This window comes from Paenibacillus yonginensis (genome assembly GCF_001685395.1).
GTDB classification, from domain to species: domain Bacteria; phylum Bacillota; class Bacilli; order Paenibacillales; family Paenibacillaceae; genus Fontibacillus; species Fontibacillus yonginensis.
The window spans coordinates 3,970,104-3,987,011 of sequence record NZ_CP014167.1 but is presented as its reverse complement, the minus strand read 5'-3'; the positions used below and the strand labels follow the sequence as shown (position 1 = coordinate 3,987,011).

At 49.5% G+C, this 16,908-nt stretch carries 13 protein-coding genes and 1 other RNA gene; 9 read left to right on the top strand and 5 right to left on the bottom strand.

What is annotated here, in order from left to right; genetic code table 11:
• Positions 1–46: 46 nt before the first annotated feature.
• From tpiA to AWM70_RS18070, 5 genes are all read left to right on the top strand, one after another.
• Entirely contained in the window at positions 47–799 is a 753-nt protein-coding gene (gene tpiA / locus AWM70_RS18090) for a triose-phosphate isomerase (protein WP_068698738.1), read from the top strand.
• A 1-nt stretch (position 800) separates the two neighbouring features.
• Positions 801–2,354: a 2,3-bisphosphoglycerate-independent phosphoglycerate mutase gene (gpmI, locus tag AWM70_RS18085; protein ID WP_068698735.1), complete on the top strand. Its 1,554-nt coding sequence runs from the start codon at positions 801–803 to the stop codon at positions 2,352–2,354.
• A 124-nt stretch (positions 2,355–2,478) separates the two neighbouring features.
• Entirely contained in the window at positions 2,479–3,765 is a 1,287-nt protein-coding gene (gene eno, locus AWM70_RS18080) for a phosphopyruvate hydratase (RefSeq protein WP_068698733.1), read from the top strand.
• Positions 3,766–3,992: 227 nt separating this feature from the next.
• Positions 3,993–4,454, top strand: coding sequence for an OsmC family protein (locus tag AWM70_RS18075; protein ID WP_068698731.1), 462 nt, complete (start codon positions 3,993–3,995; stop codon positions 4,452–4,454).
• A gap of 85 nt (positions 4,455–4,539) precedes the next feature.
• Positions 4,540–5,601 carry a phosphotransferase enzyme family protein gene (locus AWM70_RS18070; RefSeq protein ID WP_237167752.1) on the top strand — a complete coding sequence of 354 codons (1,062 nt, stop codon included), beginning with the start codon at positions 4,540–4,542 and terminating at the stop codon, positions 5,599–5,601.
• A 135-nt stretch (positions 5,602–5,736) separates the two neighbouring features.
• Here the strand turns inward: AWM70_RS18070 and AWM70_RS18065 are convergent, their stop codons facing one another.
• Positions 5,737–6,750, bottom strand: coding sequence for an LLM class flavin-dependent oxidoreductase (locus AWM70_RS18065; protein ID WP_068698729.1), 1,014 nt, complete (start codon positions 6,748–6,750; stop codon positions 5,737–5,739).
• Positions 6,751–7,033: 283 nt separating this feature from the next.
• On the opposite strand from AWM70_RS18065, the gene secG reads away from it, so the two are divergent.
• Positions 7,034–7,264: a preprotein translocase subunit SecG gene (gene secG, locus AWM70_RS18060; protein ID WP_068698728.1), complete on the top strand. Its 231-nt coding sequence runs from the start codon at positions 7,034–7,036 to the stop codon at positions 7,262–7,264.
• Between the two features lie 118 nt (positions 7,265–7,382).
• Here the strand turns inward: secG and AWM70_RS18055 are convergent, their stop codons facing one another.
• A complete protein-coding gene (locus tag AWM70_RS18055; RefSeq protein ID WP_068698727.1) occupies positions 7,383–8,378 on the bottom strand; it encodes a hypothetical protein in 996 nt (331 codons plus the stop codon).
• A 250-nt stretch (positions 8,379–8,628) separates the two neighbouring features.
• Between AWM70_RS18055 and rnr the strand changes: the two genes are divergently transcribed.
• The 3 genes from rnr (at position 8,629) to ssrA (ending at position 12,741) form a co-directional block, all read left to right on the top strand.
• The gene (gene rnr, locus AWM70_RS18050) at positions 8,629–11,469 is read left to right on the top strand and encodes a ribonuclease R (protein WP_068698725.1); all 2,841 of its coding nucleotides are present in this window, start codon (positions 8,629–8,631) and stop codon (positions 11,467–11,469) included.
• Positions 11,470–11,634: 165 nt separating this feature from the next.
• Positions 11,635–12,117, top strand: coding sequence for an SsrA-binding protein SmpB (smpB, locus tag AWM70_RS18045; protein ID WP_068698723.1), 483 nt, complete (start codon positions 11,635–11,637; stop codon positions 12,115–12,117).
• Between the two features lie 259 nt (positions 12,118–12,376).
• Positions 12,377–12,741: a transfer-messenger RNA gene (ssrA, locus tag AWM70_RS18040) on the top strand.
• A 390-nt stretch (positions 12,742–13,131) separates the two neighbouring features.
• Here the strand turns inward: ssrA and AWM70_RS18035 are convergent.
• The 3 genes from AWM70_RS18035 to AWM70_RS18025 all read right to left on the bottom strand — a co-directional run bounded on the left by AWM70_RS18035 (position 13,132) and on the right by AWM70_RS18025 (position 16,381).
• A complete protein-coding gene (locus AWM70_RS18035; protein WP_068698721.1) occupies positions 13,132–13,425 on the bottom strand; it encodes a hypothetical protein in 294 nt (97 codons plus the stop codon).
• Between the two features lie 929 nt (positions 13,426–14,354).
• The gene (locus AWM70_RS18030) at positions 14,355–14,840 is read right to left on the bottom strand and encodes a hypothetical protein (protein WP_068698719.1); all 486 of its coding nucleotides are present in this window, start codon (positions 14,838–14,840) and stop codon (positions 14,355–14,357) included.
• Between the two features lie 236 nt (positions 14,841–15,076).
• Positions 15,077–16,381: a hypothetical protein gene (locus AWM70_RS18025; RefSeq protein ID WP_068698717.1), complete on the bottom strand. Its 1,305-nt coding sequence runs from the start codon at positions 16,379–16,381 to the stop codon at positions 15,077–15,079.
• Between the last annotated feature and the right edge of the window lie 527 nt (positions 16,382–16,908).

Sequence of the window (16,908 nt, the reverse complement as noted above, 5' to 3'; positions counted from 1 at the left end):
GCCTGTCCCCAAGTTTTTAAGAAAGAAACACTGGAGGTTTAACGGCATGAGAACACCAATCATTGCAGGGAACTGGAAAATGTTCAAAACGGTTTCCGAAGCCAAAACGTTCTTCGAAGAAGTTAAGGGCAAAGCGGAAGTAGCCGGCGTGGAAAGCGTCATCTGCGCTCCGTTTACCAACCTCCCGGCTTTGGTGGAGGCCGCTAAAGGCACTTCCATCAAAATCGGCGCCCAAAACCTTCACTTCGAAGACGAAGGCGCATTTACCGGCGAAATCAGCGGCAAAATGCTGCAGGAGCTCGGTGTCGATTACGTCATCATCGGGCACTCCGAACGCCGTGCTTATTTCGGCGAAACGGACGAAATCGTAAACAAAAAGGTACATGCTGCATTCAAATACGGCATCACGCCGATCCCTTGCGTAGGGGAGAAGCTGGAAGAGCGTGAAGCGGGTCAAACCAAAGAGGTAGTTAAGGTGCAAACCGAAGCTGCGCTTCAAGGTTTGACAGCCGAACAGGCTGCTCAAGTCGTTATCGCTTATGAGCCAATCTGGGCGATCGGCACAGGCAAATCTTCCACGGCTCAAGATGCCAACGAAGTTATCGCTTATATCCGCAGTCTGGTGGATGGCTTGTACGGCTCCGAAACGGCCGGCAAAATCCGCATTCAATACGGCGGCAGCGTGAAACCTGAGAACGTTAAGGAATACATGAGCGAAAACGACATCGACGGCGCGCTCGTAGGCGGCGCAAGCCTGCAGCCTGCTTCCTACATCGCTCTGGTTGAGGGGGCCAAGTAAGATGGCTGGAAATACTGTACCTAGACCCGTAGCCCTGATCATCATGGACGGTTTCGGTCTTCGCAATACGGTAGAAGGCAATGCGGTTGCCCAAGCCAAGAAACCGAACTATGACCGTTACCTGAAAGAATATCCGAATACCACTTTGACCGCCTGCGGCGAAGCGGTAGGTTTGCCTGAAGGCCAAATGGGCAACTCCGAAGTTGGTCACTTGAACATCGGCGCAGGCCGCATTGTTTATCAGGATCTGACCCGGATTTCGAAATCGATTCGCGAAGGCGAGTTTTTCGAGAATCAAACCTTGGTTGAAGCGGTTCGCTCTGCCAAGAAAAACGGCAAGAAGCTGCATCTGTACGGCCTTTTGTCCGACGGCGGCGTGCACGCGCACATCGACCATTTGTTTGCGATGCTGGAGCTGGCCAAGAAAGAAGATATGCAAGAAGTGTATATCCATGCTTTCCTTGACGGCCGCGACGTAGCTCCGGACAGCGGTGAAGGTTACCTGAGCCAGCTGATCAAGAAGATTGAAGAGATTGGCATCGGCAAAATCGCCACCCTTTCCGGCCGTTACTACTCCATGGACCGCGACAAACGCTGGGACCGCGTAGAGAAGTCTTACCGTGCGATCGTCTACGGTGAAGGCCCTCATTACGTGGACGCACTCCAAGCTGTTAAGGATTCTTACAGCAACGGCGTGTTTGACGAATTTATGGTGCCGACCGTAATTGTGGACGGTCAAGGAGAGCCGGTAGGTTCCGTGGAGTCCGGCGATTCCGTCGTGTTCCTGAACTTCCGTCCGGACCGTGCGATCCAGCTGTCCCAAGTGTTTACGAACCTTGATTTCCGCGGCTTCGACCGTGGACCGAAATTCCCTGAAGGCCTGCATTTCGTATGCTTGACCCTGTTCAGTGAAACGGTAGGAGGATATGTAGCCTACGAGCCTAAGAACCTGGACAACACGCTGGGTGAAGTGCTTGTGCAGCATAACAAGAAACAGCTTCGCATTGCAGAGACTGAAAAATACCCTCACGTAACGTTCTTCTTCAGCGGCGGACGCGATGTGGAGCTTCCGGGCGAAACCCGTATCCTCATCAATTCGCCGAAAGTGGCCACTTATGACCTGAAGCCTGAAATGAGCGCCTACGAAGTAGCGGCTGCAGCCGTGAAAGAGATCGAAGAAGAAAACTTCGATACGATCATCCTGAACTTCGCCAACCCGGACATGGTTGGACACTCCGGCATGCTGGAGCCAACGATCAAGGCGGTTGAAGTAACGGACGAATGTGTAGGGAAAGTCGTGGATGCCGTTGTATCCAAAGGCGGAGTAGCGATCATTATCGCCGACCACGGCAATGCGGACATGGTATTTGACGAGAATGGCCGTCCTTTCACGGCTCATACAACGAACCCGGTTCCGTTCATTGTAACTTCCCATGACGTTGTTCTGCGCGAGCATGGCATTTTGGCAGACGTTGCGCCAACAATCCTGGATCTGATGCAGCTGCCTCAGCCGGCCGAAATGACAGGCCAATCCATGATCGCCAGCCGCAAATAAGCCTGCTTGCTTGCGAAAGCAGACATAAAGCGTTAGACTTCTGCTCAGAGAATGTTTATCAGCCAACACTGGCTGTTACCTGCAGCCAGAATGAAAAATGAATTCGAAAAGGAGAATACTCAAAATGACTATTATTTCTGACGTATACGCACGCGAAGTCCTTGACTCCCGCGGCAATCCGACTGTTGAAGTTGAAGTTTACCTGGAATCCGGCGCTATCGGCCGCGCAATCGTACCATCCGGTGCTTCCACAGGCGCTCACGAAGCGGTTGAGCTTCGCGACGACGACAAATCCCGTTACCTGGGCAAAGGTGTTCTGAAAGCCGTTGCCAACGTTAACGACATCATCGCTCCTGAAGTAATTGGCATGGACGCTCTGGACCAACTGGGCATCGACAAAATGATGATCGCTTTGGACGGAACCCCTAACAAAGGCAAACTGGGTGCCAACGCAATCCTGGCGGTTTCCATGGCTGTAGCCCGCGCTGCAGCTGATGCTTTGGACCTGCCTCTGTACGTTTACCTCGGCGGATTCAACGCTAAGCAGCTGCCGGTTCCTATGATGAACATCGTGAACGGCGGCGCACATGCCGACAATAACGTTGACGTGCAAGAATTCATGGTACTCCCTGTAGGCGCTCCAAGCTTCAAAGAAGCGCTTCGTATGGGTGCTGAAATCTTCCACAACCTGAAATCCGTATTGAAAGGCAAAGGCCTGAATACAGCAGTTGGCGACGAAGGCGGCTTTGCTCCTAACTTCACTTCCAACGAAGACGCTTTGAGCTCCATTATCGAAGCGATCGAGAAAGCCGGATATACGCCAGGCAAAGATGTATTCCTCGGTATGGACGTTGCTTCCACTGAGTTCTACAAAGACGGCAAATACCACCTGGAAGGCGAAGGCAAATCCTTCACTTCTGCTGAATTCGTGGACCTGCTCGCTTCTTGGGTAGATAAATACCCAATCATCACGATCGAAGACGGCTGCTCCGAAGACGACTGGGAAGGCTGGAAGCTGCTGACTGAGAAACTGGGCGGCAAAATCCAACTTGTTGGTGACGACCTGTTCGTAACGAACACAGAACGTCTGGCTAAAGGTATCGAAGACGGCATCGGCAACTCGATCCTGATCAAAGTTAACCAAATCGGTACTTTGACAGAAACTTTCGACGCTATTGAAATGGCTAAACGTGCTGGTTACACAGCTGTTGTCTCCCACCGTTCCGGTGAGTCCGAAGACAGCACAATCGCCGACATCGCAGTTGCGACAAACGCAGGCCAAATCAAAACAGGTGCTCCTTCCCGTACAGACCGTATCGCAAAATACAACCAATTGCTTCGCATCGAAGACCAATTGGGCGAACTTGCTCAATACAACGGCTTGAAATCCTTCTACAACCTGAAGAAATAAGAAGGTTTGTAGTGGCCTTAGCCTTACGGCTCCAAATAAGCCATCCATCCCCTGGTATACTTCGGTATGCCGGGGGTTTTTATATTTGGGCGAGCTGGAGGTCGTTTCACTCCTGCATGAATCCTTTCGAATTTGACTTAAATATGGCAAACTTGTGTTCATTCGTATACAATGACTGCAGGGAGAGCCATACGTCCATACCATTTGTGATAAAGGAGGCGGGCGGCATGAGACACTTATTTCAACTGAACGCCGTATGGAACGGCGGCCGCAACAGTGAAGGAACTATCGAGACCGGCAATTTGAAAACGGTTATCTCCATTCCGGAGCCTATGGGCGGACCTGGAGTCGGAACCAACCCGGATGAAATGCTGCTCGGAGCTGCGGCAACCTGTTATCTGATTACTTTGGCAGCCGCACTGGAAAGAGCCGGAATTGAGACAGAGAGCTTGACGCTGAACTCCGAAGGGACGGTGGACGTCACCAACAATATTTTCACCTATGAAAGTATTGTGCATCGGCCGCATATCGTGCTTAAGGCCGGTTCCGGTGAGCGCGAGGTGGAGCGGGCGAGGTTAATCGCCGGTAAATCGGAGGGAGCCTGCATGATCTCCCGGGCGCTAGCAGGAAATGTTGCACTGACAACCGAGCCTGATATTGAGGTGGCAGCCGCCAAGGCGGCGCAATAAGACAGAAGGTTTCATAAATAGCTCGAAGGCCGCAGGTTTCTGCGGCCTTTTTTATAAGCGGTGGTACATAGCCTGACCTTGGAATGTGAAGGCCTGGAAGGTGGATGAGATCCGGATTTCCGAGGCTGGCAGGTTCAGCCCGTCTGGGATTTCAAGCCAAACCAGAGAGTTGGAGGATGGGGGAGGGGAAAGCAAAATCGTGACTGCGGACGTTCTGCATGTGATCGCTAGAAGCTATGGAATTCAACAGCCTGTGATTACTTATATTAGGCACAGCGAGAATCGGACTTACAGGGTGGATGGAGCAGACGGTGGCAGCTACCTGCTGCGCATTCATCAGCCCGTGAAGGACAGCATGGCCGGCCCGCAGCATACCTTTGAAGGACTCCTTGTTGAGCTGGACATGCTTGAGCAGCTTGCCAAAGGAAGCAGCCTGCTTGTACAAGCTCCTTTACGTCAGACGGATGGAGAGTTGATCTTTGTCCTGAAACAGGGAGGGGAGACGCTAAACTGCTCTATGCTCACCTGGCTTGAAGGCCGGGATATACAAAGAGAGGATACGGCTGCTCCGGAGATGGCGCAGAAGCTTGGGACACAGGTGGCGAAGCTGCATGCTTTTTTTAAAGGTTACAAGTATGCCGGGCTGAAGTACCGCCCCAGCCAAGACCTTTCGTATAACGAACGTTTGGTGCAAACGATCAAGCGGGGAGCTCCGGTCGGTCTGTTTGCAAATGGGGATGTCCTCATCCTTGAGGAAACGATCCAGCTAGTCAATTCCAGGCTGCGGTGGCTCGAGATCACCGAGGACACGTGGGGGCTCATCCACGGCGATCTGGGGATGGGCAATACGCTAATTAATGACGAAGGAGAAACCAGCTTCATTGATTTTGGATTTTTTGGCCCGGGCTACTATTTTCCTTCCAGTCACAGGAATGTCTTTCTGGACAGTTATTATGAGTATTTTGGAATGGAGCCCTACGATTTGCAACTAGTAGAAGGCTTGATGTTAATTGCCATTATCGGTTTCTATGCTTTTGAGCTGGAGAATGAGGCTTATCAGGATTGGATGCGGGAGCGTATGCACAAGCTGTGCAGGGACTTATGCAGGCCTTATTTGGCCGGGGAACGTATTTTTTACAAGTTTTAAAAAAGAATCCCTGGACCAGTAAGCCTAATACAAACGGCGCCCGCTAACGGGCGCCGTTCGTATTTCGGGGTCGTACAGGGTTAAAAGGAGCTGCGCTAAAAGCTTTGCTGAGCTTTCAACCCTGAGATCTTACTCTTAAGCCTGTTGCAGGCCAAAAGCTTCAGCTACAAGCTGGTAGGAACGCAGGCGGGCTTCCAGATCGTAGATCGGAGACACAAGCAGCAGCTCTTCGGTCTGATATTCCTCCGCCAGCTTCTCCAGCTTCGCTTTGACCTGTTCAGGTGTACCGATAACCCGTCTTTCTCGTGCAGCTTCCAGGCGGGATAGATCGTATGGCGTGTAAGGATAGTTCTTCGCTGTTTCGACGGACGGCAGATAGGCAAGCTCCATGCCGGTCTCCAGCGCGTAGAAATACAAGCTGACGCTGGAGGACAGATCAAGCGCCTCTTCTTCGGTCTCGGCGCAGATCACCATGACGGCGGCAAGGGCACGGGGTCCTTCTTCCATCAGGGACGGTACGAACCTTTCCCGGTACATGTGGACCGACTCCGCGCCGCCGGCCGTGCCGAAGAACTGCGCGAAGGCATACGAAGCACCGACTTCGGCAGCCAGTCCAGCGGTGCCGCCGCTGGACCCGAGCAGCCACAGCTCCGGTGCCGTTGGCACGGACGGGGCTGCCAGCAGGCCCGGGAAGCGGTGGTCGGCCGGTACGGCGTCGTTCAGGTACGCAATCAGGTCAACGACCTGCTGCGGATAAGTGTCGCCGTGATGGTACCGGCCTTCCTGCAGCGCCCGTGTGGACAAGGGCCGGCCGCCCGGCGCGCGGCCGATCCCGAGATCGATCCGGCCGGGGTACAGTGCCTCCAGCAGGCGGAAATTCTCCGCCACTTTATAGGCGCTGTAGTGCGGCAGCATGATGCCGCCGGAGCCTACCCGGATCCGCGAAGTGTGCGATGCCAGGTGGGCGATCAGCACCTCCGGGCTGGAGTGGGCCAGGCTGCGCGAGCTGTGATGCTCGGATACCCAATATCGGTGGTAGCCGAGGCGGTCTGCCTCCTGAGCCAGCCGGGTGGTATCGGATAAGGCCTGCACGGCCGTTCCGCCTTCATTTATATGCGATTGGTCGAGAACACCTAGTCTCGTTAACATGTCATCACCTCAATCCTACTTTAACAATTTAAGGGGTGGAAGGTCAAAGTTTTATTGTTTCATAACAATAGAAATCGGACTTTATTTACAATAGACGGGATAGATCCGGACACGGTGCAATATATTATGAACCTCTTTGCCATCAGAAATCCCCTCACTATTCATCTTGATGTGAATTATAACTTGTATTCAGCGAAGCGACTGTGATAAACTATAAGCAATGTGTAGTTTGGAAAATTGTTTTTTGATGATTATAGATGTATCAGCCTGGGAGGTGGAATGAATGGATATTCTGTTTAAAATCTTGTTGGTTATCTTTTCGATCGGTTTGATTACCATCGTTCTTTTGCAGAAAGGCAAAAGTGCAGGTCTTGCCGGTGCCATCTCCGGAGGTGCAGAGCATCTTTTCGGTAAAACGAAAGCACGGGGCATGGAATTGGTGCTGGAACGCACAACAGTGGTTTTGGCAGCGGGATTTTTTATTTTGGCGATTCTGGTTGCCATGTTTGAATAAGACAAAGATGTTCGAATCAGAGATTCGGATCAGATAAATGATAAAAGCCTTCGATCTTCAGGATCGAGGGCTTTTGTTTTTTTTGCCAAGCTGCCGGTTATGTATAAAATACACGAGTCTATCTAATCTTGAATCTGGTTAGAAAGGCTGGAGAGAAAAGAGGGGCGTCGTTCACATAGTCTGCCTTCTGTTTCGCCGCCGAATTCGGGCTTTGAATTTTATCAATCAGGTCTGATAATTTGCCGTACTGGTGGGACAAACCGGCATGAATGTCTTCAATGGCTTGTTTGTTCGCCTCCATGTGCTCGGATAAATGCAGCGTCTTGGCTGTAATCCTGAGTAATCGCTCCCGGATTTCAGCTGCGTCCGGAAGGACGGCGGTTGAAGTCTGATCGCCTAAAGGCCGGGCGGTGCCTTTGTTCCATATCCCTTCGATTCTGTCGTTGGCGTATTCCAAAGATTTCCGGATATCCTGGCAGATCTGGGATGCATGTTGAAGTTCTAGCTCCAGCTCGGTGCTCCAGCTGTGCAAGAGATCGGCGGTTGAATGCAGGTCGACAGCAGCCGCGTTAGTGCGGATATGGATCTGCTCGCAGGTTTGTGTCCTGCTTGCTAGGACATATGATGTTTGTTCAAACCTTCGGGCATGGATAACGAGTACAGCGGTGGTAAGCAGGCTTCCGCCAAGGAAAAGCAGCAGGTTGTTTGTCATGAATTCGTTGTTCGTCTGAAAAATTTGGATGACCATGATCATGGAGGTCATGACTAAACAGCCGTTGAAGAGGATAAGCCTGAAGTTCGAGTAGAGTGAGAATACCAGGATACTGATATAGAGCAGAAGGAAGCTGAACAGGCAAAAGTGGCGGGCCAGCTCATAAAAGGTCATCAGACTGAACAGCGCTGCTGAAAGGTAAGGGATTGTGGCAGGGCTTCGGTTTTTAACATGCAGAAAAGTGGGGAGACAGCAAGCCAAACCTCCGGTGATGATCATGAACAGCAGTCTAGGGTCGTCGCTGCTCAGCATAGGATCTCTCAGCACATTCAGTATAAGCAGAACCCAGACCAGCACGATGAAAAAGCCGTTGCGAGACCGGTAAAACGCGCTACGATCCATTGCTTGTCCTCCTTTTTTTGGAAGCGGATATAGGTTCGTTACAGGGTCACGTAAGGAAAGCCCCTTACCCTCATTATCGGGGAATTCGGGCCGCTTATTTATACAGGATTCTGCCTGCTGGGAAAGGATTTTGGGGTTTGCGGATGCGCAGGGTTAAATTCGTGTATACTAGGTTATATACATGGATAAGAAAATATTGGGATTATATTATAACGGCTTCTTCATTGGACGGGGCTTTTGAGGTGAAATCATGATAACGGAAAATATGCTCCTCGATTTTATGCGGGAAACCGCTTATAAACCGATGACTTACCAGGAGCTTGAGGAACATTTTCAAATTTCGGATGCTTCTGAATTCAAAGCGTTTCTGAAACTGCTGAATGAATTGGAGCAAAGCGGCAAAATCGTATTGACCCGCACGCAGCGCTACGGCGTTCCTGAGCGGATGGATCTGCTGCGTGGACGGTTGCAGGTGCATGCCAAAGGTTTCGCATTCCTAATCCCGGAGGACCGGGAGCACCCGGACGTTTATGTCCATGCGAACGATTTGAAAAGCGCCATGAACGGCGATACGGTGCTGGTCCGCGTGAACAGCAAAGGGCCGTCGGATGGCCGGCTGGAGGGCGAGGTTGTCCGCATCGTGACGCGGGCGGTGACCCAGGTGGTCGGCGTGTTCCAGCATCACGAGACATTTGGATTTGTGGTGCCGGATGATAAACGGATTAACCGGGATATTTTTATCGCTCAGGAGAAGATGGGCGGTGCCGCTAACGGCGACAAAGTGGTCGCGCGGATTGTTTCTTATCCGGAAGGCCGCGCTGCCGCTACGGGCGAGGTCGCGGAGATTCTCGGCCATAAGGATGACCCGGGTGTGGACATTTTGTCCATTATCCGCAAGCATATGCTGCCGGAAGAATTCCCTGAGGACGTGCTGGAGGAAGCGGCCGCCGTGCCGGACACCATCGAACAGGAAGAGATTGTGCGCCAGGGGCGCCGGGATCTGCGGGACCGGGTGATCGTGACGATCGACGGCGAAGATGCCAAGGACCTGGATGATGCAGTGAATGTGGAGCGGCTGGAGAATGGCAACTACCTGCTTGGCGTACACATCGCCGATGTCGGTTATTATGTGAAGGAGAATTCGCGTCTCGATCAGGAAGCCTATAACCGGGGCTGCAGCGTTTATCTGGTGGACCGCGTGATTCCGATGCTGCCGCACCGTTTATCGAACGGGATTTGCAGCTTGAATCCGAAGGTGGACCGCTTTACGCTTTCCTGCGATATGGAATTCGATGATCAAATGCGCGTGGTCCGGCATGATATTTATACGAGCGTAATCCGGACGAAAGAACGGATGACCTATACAAATGTGCGCAAGATTCTGCAAGAGGAAGATTCTGAGGTTACGGAACGTTACAGCGATCTGGTCGATACCTTTAAAAATATGCGCGATCTCGCCCTGCGTCTGCGTAACAAACGGATGAGACGCGGCGCGGTGGACTTCGATTTCGAGGAATCGAAGGTCATCGTCGACGAATCGGGCAAGCCGGTCGATATCGTCAAACGCGAACGTTCGATCGCTGAGCAGATCATTGAAGAATTTATGCTGGCGGCGAACGAAACGGTGGCCGAGCATTTCCACTGGCTGAAGGTGCCGTTCATTTACCGGATTCACGAGGACCCGGATCCGGAGAAGCTGATGAACTTTATGGCATTCATCGCGAACTTCGGTTATGCGGTGCGGGGCAAAGGCAACAAGGTGCATCCGCGCGCCCTTCAGTCGCTGCTGGAGGATATTGACGGCACAAAGGAGCAGACGGTGATCAGCACGATGCTGCTTCGTTCGATGAAGCAGGCGAAATATGACGCTGAAAGCACGGGTCACTTTGGACTGGCAGCGGAGTTCTACACGCATTTCACCTCACCGATCCGCCGTTATCCCGATCTGGTGATTCACCGGGTCATTCGCGAGGTAATCGAAGCCGGGGGCGCCCTGCCTGACGACCGCCAGGAATATCTGGCGAGCCGGATGGCGGACATTGCGCAGCAGTCCTCGGAGCGGGAACGGATTGCCGTAGATGCGGAGCGCGACACGGAGCAACTGAAGAAAGCCGAGTTCATGCTGGACAAGGTCGGCGAGGAATTCACCGGCATGATCAGCAGCGTAACCAGCTTCGGCATGTTTATCGAGCTGGATAATACGGTGGAAGGCCTGATCCGTCTCAGTGCGATGACGGATGATTATTACCATTTCCATGAGCAGCATATGGCGCTGATCGGGGAACGCACGTCGCGGATCTTCCGGATCGGCGACGAGGTCAAGATCCGCGTGGCCCGCGTGAACATGGACGACCACACCATCGACTTCGAGCTGGTGGACATGAAGCCGCGGCGCCGTGAACGCGGCGGGGATTTGGAGCCGGGCGGCGGCTTTGGCGGCCGGGGCGGCGGTAAAGGCGGCCGCGGGAAGAAAGGCGCGGCCGGCGGGTTTGGCGCTGCCGGGCGCGGCAAAGGCAGCGGCGGTGCTGGCGGCGGCAAAGGCAAAGCCGTCGGCAAGGGCAAGACGCGCGGCGATGCGCGCGGCGTGTTTGGCAGCCCGGACGCGTGGAGTCCGGGCGCAGGCGAGCCGCCGGCATCGGGCGGCTCGCAGGGCCGTCACCGGGGCGAAGCCGGTGACGGGGTGCTGGCCGCGGCGGTGGACCGCGGCGAAAGCGCGAAGCCGGAAGCTGGCGCCGGTGGCGTCCGTTTCGGCTTCGGCTCGGGCAAAGGCGGCTACGCCAGCGGCTCGCCGAACGGCTTCACCCGCGGCGGAGACAGCCGCGGGTATGGCAAGGGGGGCGGCGGTGACAATGGCAAACGCCGCAAAAAGACGTCCGCCAGCGGGATCTTTAACGCTGGCGGCGCGGGCGGTGCTGCCGTCACCGGAGATCCTTCCGGCTCCGGCAGCAAGAAACGCAAGAAGAAAAAGCAGGGCGGCGGCAAAGCCGCTAACGGCGCTGGCGGTTCAAGCCGCAGCGGCGAAGGCGGTTCGGGCAGAGGGGGTTCTGCCAAGAACGCTACCGCGGCTTTCGTCCGGAAGAAAAAGAAATAAGAAAAGCCTCAATTCTTTACTGTTCATTTTTCGATGAATGAGGTTCCCAATAAGGTATTCATCTTGTGCTGCGGGCTTTGTGCCCGCAGCCTTGATTTTGCCTGCGGCTGTTGATACAATTGAGTTCTGAGTCGCCAGGTATTATTTGATTAAGGGAGTGAGCACATGGGTAAGAAAACGACGGAAGGCAAAGTTTTGGCCCAAAACAAGAAAGCTTCCCATGACTACTTCATCGAAGATACGTATGAGGCGGGCATGGTGCTGACGGGAACAGAGATTAAATCGCTGCGGGCGGCGCGGGCGAACATCAGTGACGCTTTCGCGACGATTCGGAACGGAGAAATCCACGTCCACAACATGCATATTAGTCCTTTTGAACAGGGCAACCGCAACAATCCGACCGATCCGACGCGCGCGCGCAAGCTGCTGATGCACAAATCGCAGATCAACAAGCTGCTTGGACAGTCGAAGCAGGAAGGCTACACAATTGTACCGCTAAAGGTTTATGTGCGGAACGGTTACGCCAAACTGCTGCTTGGCCTTGGTAAAGGTAAGAAGCAGTTCGACAAACGCGAAACAGCAGCCAAGAAAGACGCTCAGCGCGATATTCAGCGTGCTTTGAAGGAACGTCAGAAGGTTGCACGGTAACTTCGCAGCGAATTAGCAGGATTTATCGGCAGTTCCAGCAACTTGGCGAGCAGTTCTTCGCCGGTTGTGTTATAATAATTGATGTACCGTTGATATAGCGTTTCTGCTATACGATGGCGCTTGACCTTCTTTTATGGAGGGAAGGATCAAGTAAGTAATGTGCTTCCTGGAGCTTCGGCATCCGATTTAATCCGGAAGACACCCTTTTTGCAGATAGGCCCGGCGCTGTAAGGTGCTGGTGAGCCGATTCTCATTTTACGGGGGCGTTTTTGGATTCGACGGGGGTTGTTCGAGCATGGGTAGCGGGTAGTGGGGACGCGTCCACTTCATCAACGCTAAAGCCTATTAAACGGCAAACAACAATCTAACTACGCTCTCGCAGCTTAATAACCTGCAGACGTGCTCTCGCTCTGCATCGCCCATGTGCCGGGATGAGGGCTCAACCTATAGTGGGATACGCTGTCTAGTCTCCGCCTGCGGCTAGCTGAAGAAGACAACCAGGCTGACCCAAAGGGAATCCGGTGACGGGGAGTTCCTAGGGTGACATCAAAACTGTCACTACACCCGTAGAAACCTATGTGGCGTTGCCTTCGGACAGGGGTTCGACTCCCCTCGCCTCCATATGTAGTATCAGAAAAGCGACCTCGTGAGGTCGCTTTTCTGCGTTTTCGAATACGTTACGGTTAGTATAAACGAGTGGTTGCTGGGATTGTGTTGATTCTGACGATGCGTAAGAAATAATTCTGCTGATGTAGGGTGATACCAAACCCAGTTGTTAAAAAGGGCATCGTAGTCGTTCTTAAAGTGTGTAGGTTGTTAAACCACCATTTTCTTTTGTTAGGATGTATCATTGAAGAGGCTTATAAAATTCAATTACTGTCTTTACTTTGATCTCTATATATTTGTCATTTTGGCAGAAACAAACTTGAAGGTCGGATCAACAAAATTTCATATATCGCTCTATTCTCCAATTTGTAACGTAACAAAAAAGCTGAACTCTAAGATTTGGCATGTTTATTTGGCCTGTTTTGCTTTTTCAATTTCGCGTGAAATTTGTGCTGCCATCGCATCAAGTTCATCTTGCGCATCTTTCATGATGAAATGAAGCACGATGCTGGCAGCGAACGATAAAACCGCAAAGATAAAAAACACAACTGTATCAATTTTTCGCATCAATCGATCGGCAATGCCATAATGAATTAGCTCACCAAAGTTGCTTATACCATAAAATATAAATGTCAAAAGGGTAAACAAAACACCTAGCACAATCATAACAATTTTTGCGTTATTTGTGCGTTCAAAATACATTCGAATCACCTCGTTTCAATTATACGCCAACTAATAGAATTTGCCTGCAGAATTCCCTAAATAATAACAATTCAGAAATTTTTTTCGAGTTAATTAATGCCTTGACCAAATTCAGTTTGAGGATAAAGATGCTTTAATTACCTCTGGCGGCTGGGTGAGTAAAGTATCACTCCACGGACTGCTGTGCTTGGTTATGGTCAACTTCCCGTGCCGTGATTTCTCGTTGCAATTGTACGATAGAGCTAATCCCGCCGATCAAAACATTGAATGGTCCAGCGGGTATAGCCCTCCGGGGACTCTGAACAGGCCAGTGAAATGATTCGGGACTCCAATTCTCCGGTAATCACAGAGGGATGCCCAAGCTCCGACCGTTTTCGGTACTGAAATGTGGCCTCTAAGCCTCGGGTACATTAACTCTTCACGGTATGATGGGTCATGACGTCACTGACACCCACTCGCTGGGCAATCTCCATCTGCTTGGGAATGGCTCCTCGATTCTCATCTACCAGCATTAGGAGGCATAGCATTCAGCATCTTGTGATGATCGTTCGGGGTTCCCTCCTTGTACTTTTCTTCCCGGCTGCAGCAGATCCTTAATTTTGTCCCATTGGTCATCAACGAATTTCGTATCGTCTCAACATACTGCAAGGAGTTTATAGTTTGCATAGTATACACCCCCCAGATAGATTATGTTTTAATATAAATTCGTCAACATCAACTCCATTTTTTAATCCTATAATTAACTGTTATGTGGATCTTCGTTTTTTGCGATTACTGGAATTGAAAACATTACAATCGATAGTATACAGAATAAAGTAATCAAAATCTTTTTTAAGCGATGCCTCACTGTATCATATCTGAAGCAGTTTTCAAATGATAAATCAATCAATCCCGATTTCAATAAAATTAGAATAATTAGCAAAGTACAACTATTGCTTCTCTGTATTTGTATGGACAATATATTTGGAAATTATTTGGTGCTTTTGAATTACTTTATTCGAGTTAACGTAATCTTCATTTGCTTTCATCATTTTAATCCAATTTTCTTGTAAGGAATTTGATTGGGTATTGCTTTTTATTACGTTTAACTCACCAATCTCTTCTGATACAGTCTGCATGATCTGAATTTCCGGTTCTGATAATATCGCGTGTTTTCTTGAGTGCTTATTTTCAATTGTTGATTGATTGGACAGCCTATCAAAATAACCAGCATAGTCTTGTAACATACCAAACAGCCGATTTTTGCTGACGTCGCTAATATCTTTCCAACCTCGCAAACTCCCATGGAGTTGTATTAATTCTTCGTACTTAAAACTTACATGGATTAAGGTCCTTTGAAAAAAGGCTGCATCGCCAAGGTATATCTTTTTCTCGGAAATGACATGGTTTAATAAGAAGGGTATGGAATGAATCACGTTCTAATCTATGAGATCATTATTAATGACGATATTAACGGATTGATCCAGTGTAGATACTGCTTTAAAAGCTTTTTGATAAAATAGGTAGTTAAATAACGTCGATACTAAAAACCTGGAAAGGAGTACTATAAAAATAGTTCTACTACGTTTAAACATATATTCTACTCTTTATAAATGAACAATCATTGGCGGCCCAAAGGTTAAAGGCCGCCAATGATTGAATAAGATACGAACTAATTCTTCTTAACGTTATACTGGAATGAAATTGTTTTACTTTCAGAAGAGTACTTAGTGCTAGCTGTATAGATATCCCATTTGATTGTCATCATTCCATTTGCAGTGGCGGATGTTGCTGTGGTACTACCTTGCTCGAATTGTACATCGCTTTGCAATGTTAAATAATGACCATTGGACAACGTATTTCCATTTGCATCTGCCGTTTTTCTAAACATTTCATAGCTAGCTGAGTCTGCGCTTTGCGTAACGACTGGTCCGCTGTTCAAAACCGTCCCGGAACTGCCGAGGGTGACGGTTTTACTAGACAAGGCATTATTGACTGCAGTAATCCATGATTGGATATCGCTAAGCGAGGGTGCCGCAGGCAATGCAGTTGACCAAATTTTATTTCCTACGAGCATGGCTAACGATGAGCCATTAGATTTGCCATCCAGTTGCCCTTGTACAAATGAACGCGAAATGCTCGATTTTGCACCCACTGCATTTGTAAGGGTTACATTTCGGAATCTCAAAAGATTATTAACATCGGGGACAACAATGCCATTAATCGTCGTACTTTCGGAAATTTTAAAAGTATTTGTCCAGGTGTTTTGTCCTGTTACATCTGCAGCTTTCCACGTTCCGTATGCTAATGTAGTCCATTGATAGGGTGTTCCGCCCAAGGTTTCTCTATAAGTAACAAGGTTGTCCGCCCAGTCGGAGTACCCATTCACAGCTAGTATCGATACGTCGCTATGGATACTTAATCCTGCCGCCTGAAGGGCTTCAGGCGTTGCGGGAACGATTATAGGCTCGTGAGGTTTAAGGACATTTATGAACCAAGCGTAGTCTTTAGTAGGCTCAATTTGGTCATTGTTTGAAACTGATAACTTACTTAATTCTTTTGGGATTGGAATTTCAAATAAAAGGAGATTACCGGACGCGTCAGTTAAGTAGATGTTCATATGTGGTTTATGACTAAAATTGGAGTCAATAATTGCAGAGTTGATTGTTGTAACTTTATTCCTCGAACTGTCATTATATACTTCGAATAACAAGAAATTAAAAGTATTTGTTTTATCTTGGATATCGCCCACAACACTATTTACGCCATCTTTTTGTTTGGAACTTTTATACAGTTTACCCGAAGCAGAAATCTCTGCATGTTGGTTGTTATATTCTAAAGCTGCGGTAAAACTAATATTATTGTTTTCAACTTGAATATTCTGAAGATCGATTGCTGCATTCTTCCCCTCTTTACTCAGTGCATCCGGCTTACTATCAGCTTGCCCGTATTCAGTGTCAAATGCTGTAAGTGGCATCGAGATACCATTGGCTTCATTGATGGAAATTTATTCCTTTGCGTATGCAGGCATGCTAAATACGAATACTAGAGCCACACTCAATAGAAAACTAATTGGTTTTTTCATTAAATCCTCCCCATTTCATTTCATAGTTTAGATACATTTCTGAGCAATGTAATAGGTAATCAACTCTCATATTTGTAACAAAAACATATCTATATTGAGATAATATACTTAATCTTCCTTTTTGTAAACATAATACATATTTTAGTTTATATTACCTCTATTATTGTAATAAAGGGAATGATTAGAGTTTTATAATGTATAGTTTCGGTTTGCGATGTCTGCCTTGTTCTGGAACATGTTGATGGTATTTCCGACGGTTTCCGATAGATCGGCGAAATTTATATTTTCCCTAATAACAATAATCCGGGAACTTTAGAGGATGCTCTATTAGAATGTGCTTCCATTGTGTACCCAGACTATTAGCAACAGCTAAAACATATATATTGATAGTACTGAAGATCGATATAAAAAGACTGGGG